At 60.7% G+C, this 9,951-nt stretch carries 8 protein-coding genes and 1 pseudogene; 4 read left to right on the forward strand and 5 right to left on the reverse strand.

Annotation, left to right across the window (positions count from 1 at the left end):
- Positions 1-153 precede the first annotated feature (153 nt).
- The 4 genes from ASC85_RS08235 to ASC85_RS08250 form a co-directional block, all read right to left on the reverse strand.
- On the reverse strand, positions 154-1,497 hold the full coding sequence (locus ASC85_RS08235) for an imelysin family protein (protein WP_057448937.1): 1,344 nt from the start codon (positions 1,495-1,497) through the stop codon (positions 154-156).
- A 267-nt stretch (positions 1,498-1,764) separates the two neighbouring features.
- Positions 1,765-3,816: a putative bifunctional diguanylate cyclase/phosphodiesterase gene (locus ASC85_RS08240; RefSeq protein WP_057448938.1), complete on the reverse strand. Its 2,052-nt coding sequence runs from the start codon at positions 3,814-3,816 to the stop codon at positions 1,765-1,767.
- Positions 3,817-4,110: 294 nt separating this feature from the next.
- Positions 4,111-4,707 carry a superoxide dismutase gene (locus ASC85_RS08245; RefSeq protein WP_003198616.1) on the reverse strand — a complete coding sequence of 199 codons (597 nt, stop codon included), beginning with the start codon at positions 4,705-4,707 and terminating at the stop codon, positions 4,111-4,113.
- 175 nt (positions 4,708-4,882) lie between these two features.
- Positions 4,883-5,485, reverse strand: a complete 603-nt coding sequence (locus ASC85_RS08250; RefSeq protein ID WP_057448939.1) for a LysE/ArgO family amino acid transporter — start codon at positions 5,483-5,485, stop codon at positions 4,883-4,885.
- Between the two features lie 97 nt (positions 5,486-5,582).
- Between ASC85_RS08250 and ASC85_RS08255 the strand changes: the two genes are divergently transcribed.
- The 4 genes from ASC85_RS08255 (at position 5,583) to ASC85_RS08270 (ending at position 9,584) form a co-directional block, all read left to right on the forward strand.
- The gene (locus ASC85_RS08255) at positions 5,583-6,482 is read left to right on the forward strand and encodes a LysR family transcriptional regulator ArgP (RefSeq protein WP_057448940.1); all 900 of its coding nucleotides are present in this window, start codon (positions 5,583-5,585) and stop codon (positions 6,480-6,482) included.
- Between the two features lie 84 nt (positions 6,483-6,566).
- A complete protein-coding gene (locus ASC85_RS08260) occupies positions 6,567-7,559 on the forward strand; it encodes an NAD-dependent epimerase/dehydratase family protein (protein WP_057448941.1) in 993 nt (330 codons plus the stop codon).
- Positions 7,560-7,665: 106 nt separating this feature from the next.
- Entirely contained in the window at positions 7,666-8,538 is an 873-nt protein-coding gene (locus tag ASC85_RS08265) for a hypothetical protein (protein WP_057448942.1), read from the forward strand.
- A gap of 203 nt (positions 8,539-8,741) precedes the next feature.
- Positions 8,742-9,584, forward strand: coding sequence for a cache domain-containing protein (locus ASC85_RS08270; protein WP_057448943.1), 843 nt, complete (start codon positions 8,742-8,744; stop codon positions 9,582-9,584).
- A gap of 80 nt (positions 9,585-9,664) precedes the next feature.
- Here the strand turns inward: ASC85_RS08270 and ASC85_RS08275 are convergent.
- Positions 9,665-9,951: pseudogene (locus ASC85_RS08275) on the reverse strand (IS4 family transposase); the annotation flags it as partial.

The following is a 9,951-nucleotide window of genomic DNA, read 5'->3' on the forward strand; positions in this document are numbered from 1 at the left end:
AGCGCCGCCAGTTGTTGGCGAGCGCTGCGCACTCGCGCGGGGATAAATCCCTTCGCCACAAGAACGGTTTTCGGCTCTATTTCTCCTGAGTGACGGGACATTCAGACAAAAAAAGGCGACCCGGAGGTCGCCTTTTCAGCCAGCCGACGTTGATCAGAACTCGTGATCAGCGCTGTCCGGGTTCAAGTCGCTGATGCCCAGTTTGCCCGCAGCCTGTTCGATCGAACCGGTCTGCTTGACCAGTGCGGCGATGGCGTCGCGCACGATCTGGTTGCCCGCGGTGTTGCCGGCGGCGATCAGTTGGTCGTAGTGCTCACCCTTGTTGGCGTGATCGACCATGATCTGGATCTTGGCCTCGGTGTCGGCCAGGTCGGCCTTGAGCGCGGTGTCCGCGGCCGGATCGGCCTTGGCTACCAGGGACGACAGGCTCGCGCCGGTCATCTTGGTACCGTCTACACGGGTGTATTCGCCCAGGTAAACGTTACGCACGCCCTTGGCATCGTAGAAGTGCGAGTAGTGGGTGTTGTCGCTGAAGCAATCCTGCTCGTCTTCTGGCGAGTTGGCTTCCAGGGACACCTTCATGCGCTCGCCCGCCAGTTCACCCAGGGACAGGCTGCCCATGCCGAACAGCATCTTGCGCAGGCCGCTTTCGGCGGGCTCGGCTTCCAGGGTGGCGCGATAGTTATCGGCCACGTTCGGCTTCCAGTTGCCGACCATCTCTTCCAGGTCGTTGACCAGCAATTGGGTCACGGACTTGAGGTAGGCACGACGACGGTCGTTGTGACCGCCGGTGGCGCCAGCGCCTTGCAGGTAGTCCGACGCCGGGCGGTTACCCGCGCCAGGGCCGGTGCCGTTGAGGTCCTGGCCCCACAGCAGGAATTCGATGGCGTGGTAGCCGGTGGCGACGTTGGCCTCGGAACCGCCCAGCTCATTGAGGCTGGCGAGTTTTTCCGGGGTGATGTCCTTCACATCGACCTTGTCTTCGCCGACCTGGACTTCGGTGTTGGCGATGATGTTGGCGGTGGCGCCCGGGTTACCCAAGGCGTGCTCATAGGATTTGTCGACGTAGTCGATCAGGCCCTCGTCCAGGGGCCAGGCGTTCACCTGGCCTTCCCAGTCGTCGATGATGGTGTTGCCGAAGCGGAACACTTCGCTTTGCAGGTAAGGCACACGGGCGGCGACCCAGGCAGCCCGAGCGGCCTTCAGGGTCTCGGCGTTCGGCTTGGCCAGGAACGCGTCGACGGCGGTTTGCAGGGTTTTGGCCGTGGATTGGGCATCGCTGTAGACGGCATAGACGATGTCGGCATAGTGCGCGACAACGGCCTTGGCGGCAGCTTCGTCGATTTTGCCGGCGGCAGCAGGGGCGACCGGTGCCGCTGTGCTGGCGGCAGGCGTTGGCGCTTGCGGCGCGGCGGCCTTGTCTTTGCCTTCGCCGCAACCGGCGAGGGAAATAGCGATAGCCAGCAGACTGGCGGTAGCCAGGGGCATACGAATCATGGCAAACATCCTGCTTCGATGATGGACGGGACAGGCGCGAGGTGCGCAAAACTGCGACATAATGCGAAAGATTTGCATTATGTGTAAAGGGTTGCAGGTGTAAATATTTCTTATTTAATGATGGGAGATTGCCGCCTTCGGTAGCGTCTGTAGGCGCTGCGGAGCGAAGCGAGGCTGCGATCTTTCCCCAAACACTTGAGTCTCAAGCGAAAGATCAAAAGATCGCAGGCTTCGCCAGCTCCTCCAAAGGCTTGGTACCGGGGGGAGTTAGATGATGGAAACCTTGCTGCGCTCGGCCTGCTTCAGGTAAAGGCCCAATTCCCGTGCCGGCAGCGGTTTGCTGTAGTAATACCCCTGACCTTCGTGGCAGCCCTCGGCGATGATGTAGGCTTCCTGCTCGACCGTCTCGACGCCTTCGGCAATGACCTGCATCCCCAGGCTCTTGCCCAACTGGATGATGGCCCGGACGATAGTTGCATCGTCCTCGTCGTCGAGCAGGTCCTGGACGAAGCTCTTGTCGATCTTGATCTTGTCCAGCGGCAGGCTCTTGAGGTAGCTCAGGGACGAATAGCCGGTCCCGAAGTCATCGATGGCAATCAGCGCCCCGGAGCGGCGCAGGCTCAGCAAATGCTGGGCAGCAGTGGTGATGTCCTCCATCAGGCCGGTCTCGGTAACCTCCAGCTCCAGGCTGCGCGGCGGGAGCCGGTACATTTGCAGGAGATTGTTCACCACCCGCGGCAGTTCGGCGTGGTGCAGTTGCACCGTCGACAGGTTGACCGCCATGCGCAGGTCGAGGAAGCCCTGGTCGTGCCATTCGCGCAATTGCCTGCAAGCCTGGTCCAGCACCCATTCACCGATGGCGATAATGGTGCCGTTCTGCTCGGCCAGGGGAATGAACAGATCCGGCGGCACCAGGCCGTGCTCGGGATGGTGCCAGCGGATCAGGGCTTCGGTGCCCACCACTCGCAGGTCGCGGTAGCTGATCTGCGGCTGGTACACCAGGGTGAACTGCTCGCGGGCCAGGGCCTCGCGCAAGTCTTTCTCCAGTTCGCGACGGCGGCGCATCTCGCTGTCGACGCTGGCGATGTAGAACTGGTAGCGATTGCGCGAGCGGCTCTTGGCCAGGGTCATGGTCTGCTCGGCTTTCTGCAACAGTTTCTCGGTGCTGTCGCCGTCTTCGGGGAAGAGGGTGATACCGATGGTGGCCCGCAGGCGGATTTGTTGATCGTCGATGGCGAACGGAGCTTCCAGGTCATCGAGGATGCTCTGGGCCAGTTCGGCGGCCTCGTAAGGCTGTTCGATGTCGGCCTGGACCAGGGCGAACTGGTCGCCCCCCAGCCGTGCCAGTGCGCCGAGCCGACCACTGTGGGCCCGCAGTCGATCGGCCAGGGCCAGCAGCAGCTGGTCGCCGGTCTGATAGCTGAACTGTTCGTTGATGCCCTTGAAGTCATCCAGCCCCACACACAACACCGCCACCCGGCGTTGCAGGCGCCCGGCGTCCACCAGGATCTTGTCCAGTTGCTGTTGCAGCTGCTGGCGGTTGGGCAGGCCGGTGAGGAAGTCGTACTGGGCCATGCGCAGCAGGCTGTTTTCCGCTTCGTGGCGCAGGTGTGTGTTGCGCTCGATGGATTCGAGCAGTTGGTTGGCCGTATTGATCCACAGGCCCAGCTCGTTTTGTTCGTGACCGCGCAACTGCGGGATCTTGTGCGCGCTGGGGCGATCAGGGTTTATTTCGGTCAGGTGCTCGATGATCCGGGACAACGGTTTGGTCAGCAGCCAGTGATAGACCAGATATAACACCAGGCCCATGGCCAGGGCCCGCAGCATCCCGGAAATGAAAATGATTACCGAGTTGACAATGAAGCCTTCGCCGTAGGTGGCGGTGTCGAGGGTAATGCTCAGGTCGCCGTAATATTCGCTATAGGGGCCGCGTCCCACCAGTTGCGTGGTAAAGGTGCGCTCCTTGCCCAGGATCAGGTCGGTCAGCCAGCGGCTTTCGGAGTGCTGCAAGGGCCGGGTTTTTTCGGCGAGCATGGTTTCGCGTGGATGGCCGATGGAAGCCATGCGTACGGCTTCGTCCTGGAACAGGCCCTCGATCACTTGCATGCCCATCTCCCGGTCCAGGCTGTAGACGGCCTGGGTCGAAGGATCACGGAACATGTCGAGGATCCGCTGGGCGTCACTGGCGACGGCCTGGTTGGTTTTGTAGGCATCGTACACGATCTGGGCGCAGCTCAAGACCATGCCAACGATCAATGCCGAGAGGAGCACGACCCGGAGCAACTTCACAGACAAGCTGTTCTTGAGTTCCAGCTTCAAAGAGTGGTTCCTTGTTCCGTGCGGGTAGCGTCAAGTTGCCATGAGTATTGGCAATCCTGTGATCTCAGTCAAAGGGACAATCAAACACAAGGGTTTTCGCTTGAAACCTGACCGATGTACGTTTTTTCCAGAGTGATTGCTCTACGACCATTGTGTCGGTTGGAAGGGACCGCAACTTGAGGCCTCCAGGGATTTTTTCTTGGGGTTCCAGACCCGGGGTATTTGCCCACGGTCATTTTTGCCCGGCAAAAAAAACCCGGCACGACGCCGGGTTTTCTTGTCTGGCATCGACGCTTAGGCGGTGAAGGCTTTGCCTTCGAACTGCTCGGCGACGAATTTCCAGTTGACCAGGTTCCAGAACGCTTCGACGTATTTCGGACGAACGTTACGGTAGTCGATGTAGTAGGCGTGTTCCCACACGTCGCAGGTCAGCAGCGGGGTGTCGCCGCTGGTCAGCGGGTTGCCGGCGCCGATGGTGCTGGCCAGGGCCAGGGAACCGTCAGCCTTTTTCACCAGCCAGCCCCAGCCGGAACCGAAGGTGCCGATGGACGTCTTGCTGAATTCTTCCTTGAACTTGTCGAACGAACCGAAGGCCTTGTTGATGGCTTCAGCCAGTGCGCCGGTTGGTTGACCGCCGGCGTTTGGCGCCAGGCAGTTCCAGTAGAAGGTGTGGTTCCAGACCTGAGCGGCGTTGTTGAAGATACCGCCCGAGGAAGTCTTGACGATTTCTTCCAGGGTCTTGCCTTCGAACTCGGTGCCAGGCACCAGGTTGTTCAGGTTCACGACATAGGTGTTGTGGTGCTTGTCGTGGTGGTATTCCAGAGTCTCTTTGGAGATGTGCGGCTGCAGTGCATCGTGTGGATAGGGCAGCGGCGGCAATTCGAAAGCCATGGTGATTCTCCTAATCAGGTCAGTTGCGGTGAGCGCAAGGCCGATCACGGGCGGCCAGACTAGCGCCGGGGAGTTTGTACTCTTTGCGGCGCAGGAGTCGGATCATAGCACCGGGGGTGCGGCATAACCACGCAACAACTGTGTGGAATAGAGGTTCCAGAGCGGTTTGGAATAATCAGCCGTTGACGATCAATTGCACCGCCACGGTAAACATCATCGCCGCCACGAGCAGGTCGAGGATCCGCCAGGTGCTTGGACGAGCGAGCCAGGGGGCCAGCCATGCAGCGCCGAAGGCCAGGGTGAAGAACCACAGCAGCGAGGCACTGGCGGCGCCCACGACATAGGCGCCGGGCACGCTCTGCTGGGCACCGAGGGAACCGATCAACAGCACGGTGTCTAGGTAGACGTGAGGGTTGAGCAGTGTCACCGCCAGGGCGCTGAGCAGCACTGCCCGCAACGAGCGCACGGCCTGGTTCTGACCTTGTTGCAGGCTTTGCTTCGAACAAGCCCGACGCAACGCCTGGCTGCCGTACCAGAGCAGGAAAACCGCGCCACCCCAGCGGGCAATTGCCAGCAACATCGGGCTCTGGGCCAGCAGCGTTGCCAGTCCGAACACGCCAGCGGCCACCAGCAGTGCATCGCAGGTGATACACAGCGCAGCTACCGGCAAGTGATGCTCGCGGCGCAGGCTCTGGGCCAGTACGAACGCGTTCTGCGCGCCGATGGCCATGATCAGCCCGAGGGCCACCAGCAGTCCGTTCACATAACTTTGCCACATGATTTTTACTCCCCATCGATACCTGAATGCTGGCCATTCTCCGGTGGCAAGCTGTATAAGAAAAACCAATCCTGCTGATTGCTCATTAGGAAAACTGATGTTCGACTACAAATTGCTTTCTGCCCTGGCTGCCGTGGTTGAGCAGGCCGGTTTCGAGCGCGCGGCCCAGGTATTGGGTCTGTCGCAATCGGCCATTTCCCAACGGATCAAGCTGCTGGAAGCGCGCGTCGGCCAGCCCGTGCTGGTACGTGCCACGCCGCCGGCACCCACGGAGATCGGCCGACGACTGCTCAATCACGTGCAACAGGTGCGCCTGCTTGAGCGCGATCTGCAAAGCCTGGTACCGGCCCTGGATGAAGAGGGCCTGCCGGAGCGTTTGCGCATCGCCTTGAACGCCGACAGCCTGGCAACCTGGTGGGCGGCGGCCGTGGGCGATTTCTGCGCCGAGCATCACCTGTTGCTCGACCTGGTGGTGGAGGACCAGACCGTTGGCCTCAAGCGCATGCGCGCCGGTGAAGTGGCGGCGTGTGTCTGCGCCAGCGAACGTCCGGTGGCGGGCGCCCGCAGCGTGTTGCTGGGGGCGATGCGCTACCGGGCGCTGGCCAGCCCGGCGTTCATCGCCCGGTATTTTCCCGGCGGGGTGCGGGCCGATCAACTGGCCCGTACGCCGGCATTGGTGTTTGGCCCGGATGATTTCCTGCAGCACCGCTACCTCGCGTCCGTGGGCGTGGAGGGCGGTTTCGAGCACCATCTGTGCCCCTCGTCCGAAGGTTTCATTCGTCTTGCTGAAATCGGGCTCGGCTGGGGGCTCGTGCCGGAGCTGCAGGCGCGCGAACAGCTGGAGCGCGGCGTGCTGGTGGAATTGCTGGCAGATAAACCGATCGATGTCCCGCTGTACTGGCATCATTGGCGCAATGGCGGGCAGTTGCTCGGCTTGTTGACCGAACAGTTGATCCGCTCCTCCCGGCAGTGGCTGGTGCCTTGGGAGGCGCAGTAGACGTCAAGCTGCTGGTAAAAGCGGCGCACAGATAATTTGCAGGTTGTAGCGCGAGACTCGTAACCGCATTTCTTAGGAGCATTCATGAAAATTCTGGTCACCGGCGCGAGCGGCTTCATCGGCGGGCGCTTCGCGCGTTTCGCCCTGGAGCAAGGCCTGGATGTGCGGGTCAACGGCCGCCGGGCCGAGAGCGTGGAACACCTGGTGCGTCGCGGTGCACAGTTTGTCCAAGGGGATCTGAGCGACCCGCTGCTGGCCCGGGATTTGTGCCTGGATGTCGAAGCCGTGGTGCATTGCGCCGGCTCCGTGGGGCTCTGGGGCCGCTACCAGGATTTCCACCAGGGCAATGTCCAGGTCACGGAAAATGTCGTCGAGGCTTGCCTCAAGCAAAAGGTTCGCCGCCTGGTTCATCTGTCTTCGCCGTCCATCTACTTCGACGGTCGTGACCACCTCGGGTTGACCGAAGAACAAGTGCCCAAGCGCTTCAAGCACCCTTACGCCGCCACCAAGTACCTGGCCGAGCAGAAAGTCTTCGGCGCCCAGGAGTTCGGCCTCGAAGTGCTGGCCCTGCGCCCGCGTTTCGTGACCGGCGCCGGTGACATGAGCATTTTCCCGCGGCTGTTGAAAATGCAGCGCAAGGGGCGCCTGGCGATTGTCGGCAACGGGCTGAACAAAGTGGATTTTACCAGCGTGCAGAACCTCAACGAAGCGCTGCTCAGCAGTCTGCTGGCGACCGATTCAGCGTTGGGCAAGGCCTATAACATCAGCAATGGGGCACCGGTTCCGCTGTGGGATGTGGTCAATTATGTGATGCGCCAGATGGAAGTCCCGCAGGTCCGGCGTTATCGTTCCTACGGCTTGGCTTATAGTGTCGCGGCCCTGAATGAAGGTTTCTGCAAGTTGTGGCCGGGCCGCCCCGAACCGACGCTGTCGCGCCTGGGCATGCAGGTCATGAACAAAAATTTCACCCTGGACATCAGCCGGGCCCGGCATTATCTCGATTACGAACCGCAGGTCAGCCTGTGGACCGCCCTCGATGAATTTTGTGCCTGGTGGAAGGTCCAAAGTGCCCGCTGATCGCCCCGTCATGAACCGAGTGCCAGGTTCGGGGTCAATCGGTGCGGCGGGCGAGGGGGTTATACTCACCGCATCAAGCCATCACCGGTTTCCCAAAGGTTGAACCATGCCCATGCGTAACGATGCCAACGACGACTTCGATGATGTACCGAGCTTGCGGATGCGGGCCGACATTCCCGATGACGATGATTTCCTACCCAACCGCCAGCCTCACGTGCAAGCGCGCCCGGCGCCCGTTGCCGCGGTCAAGGTCAAGGGGCCCAGCACCGGGCCGCTGTGGGCATTGGTCGGCGCGCTGCTGTGCGCGTTCGGTTTCCTGGCCTGGTGGAGCTTCCAACAGATTTCCCTGATGGAGCAGCAACTGGTGGCCACCCAGGAGAGCTTCGCGCGGATCAGTGAAGATGCGGCGGGACGACTGCAGGAGTTTTCCGGCAAGGTCGTCGCCGGCCAGTCCAACGTGATGAGCGACAGTGAGGCCTTGAAACTGCAGATCAAGCAGTTGGAAAGCAAGCTGCAGGATCAGGGCAAGCAATTCGACAGCAAACTGCTGGAGCAGTACAAGCAACAGCAAGCTACCTTCGGTCCGTCCGCCGACCTGGACAAGGAACTGGCCCAGCTCATCGCCCAGGCCACTGAACAGCAGAACACCAACACTCAGTTGCAAGCTTCCAACAAGGAGCTCCAAGCCCAGGTCAAGACGCTGGTGGCTGAGGTTACCGCGCTGAAAAGCCAAGGCGAGGGTGGTGCCCTGGATGCTCAGCTCAAGAGCATAGGTGCCGACATCACTGCCCTGAAAAGAGCTACCTCCAACTCGGCCATCGATCGCCTGGAACAGGACGTGATCGTGCTCAAGAGCCAGCAGGACAAGGGCGGCAACACTGCCGAGTTCGACGCCTTCCGCGGCCAGGTCACCCGCAACATCAACACCCTGCAAGCGCAGATCCAGAACTTGCAGCAGCAACTTAGCGCTCGGCAATAAGCCTGAGTGGCCCTGATGTTCGGCCCGCGCCTATCCTTGTAGGAGCTGCCGAAGGCTGCGATCTTTTGATCTTTTGATCTTTTGATCTTTCGCTCAAGACTCAATTGTCTGGGAAAAGATCGCAGCCTCGTTGCACTCGTCAGCTCCTACTCCCCCACGCCGTCTACGCTCTTGAAACACCAACAAGAACGAGGGGCACGCATATGGGTTTTTTCCACAGGATGGCCTGGCTGGGCGCAATGCTTGTGCTGGGGCTGGCACCGGTTCATGCCGCGACACCGGATGACGGCCAGGCGGCCCGCTCGCTGCTGGAAAAGGCCTTGGCCTATTACCACGACAACGGCGACAAAGCCTTTGCCGCCTTCAGTCGCCAGGGGGAGTTCGTCGACAAGGATCGCTACGTATTCGTGGTGGATACCCAGGGTGTGATGCTCGCCAGCGGCGGGCCTTCCTCGGCTCTGATCGGGCGAGACGTGTCCGAAGTGCTGGGCCCGGACCTGCGCAAAGCCTTCAAGGACGCCTTGAAGACTCCCGAGGCCAGCGGCATCCAGCAAACCGAGTACCGTTGGCAGAACTGGGCGGACGGCAAGGTTGAGCGCAAGCATGTGTATTTCCAGCGCGTCGGCGAACGAATCCTGGCCGTCGGCTACTACCTGCCACGGGCTTCCGCCGAACAGGCCAAGGCGTTGCTGGACAAGGCCTCGAGCGACCTGCTGAAAAACGAGAAAGCCACGCTGACGGCGGTCAATTCCCTCAAGGGCGGTTATCTGCAGGATGACCTGTATGTCTTTGTCGTTGACCTCGATACCCGGCGCTATGTTGGCCATGGCACTAATTTGCGCTTGATCAATACCGATTTTGCCAAGGTCAAGGACCCGGATGGCAAGCCGGTGGGCGAGCCGATCCTGGCCATGATCGGCAAGCAGGATGTGGGGGAGTATGAGTATCGCTGGAAGAACCCGGTGACTGGCAAGGTCGAGGACAAGCATGCTTATTTGAAGAAGGTCGGGCATTTTCTGGTGGCGGTGGGGTATTACAGTCCTTGAGGGGTTAGGGCTGGGTTTTGGGTGTATATCCGTTTCTTTGGTAACGGCTACTTAGGGTTCCGCTCTTACAGCCAGCCCTTTCAAGGTCTTTTGGCTTTAGCGGCCTTGAGCACCCGATCCGTCGACACATGAGCATTCGCGGCTTTGCCTTCCAGCCACTCTTTGGATTTGGGCACCTTCGGGCCCCGTTTGCTCTTGGCGACGGCTTTGGGTAAGACGTTTTTCGCCAGCATCAGTAGGTACGGGGCCAGCCCATCTGCGGGGATGGGGATCGATAAGGGCTCTGACGGCAAGGCAATCTGCATGCCCTCATATCCGCTGCGTACCTGTACCGTCAGGTGAAAAATCGATGCTTCCCAATCGTCGG

This window comes from Pseudomonas sp. Root401 (assembly GCF_001425105.1).
Classification (GTDB): domain Bacteria; phylum Pseudomonadota; class Gammaproteobacteria; order Pseudomonadales; family Pseudomonadaceae; genus Aquipseudomonas; species Aquipseudomonas brassicacearum.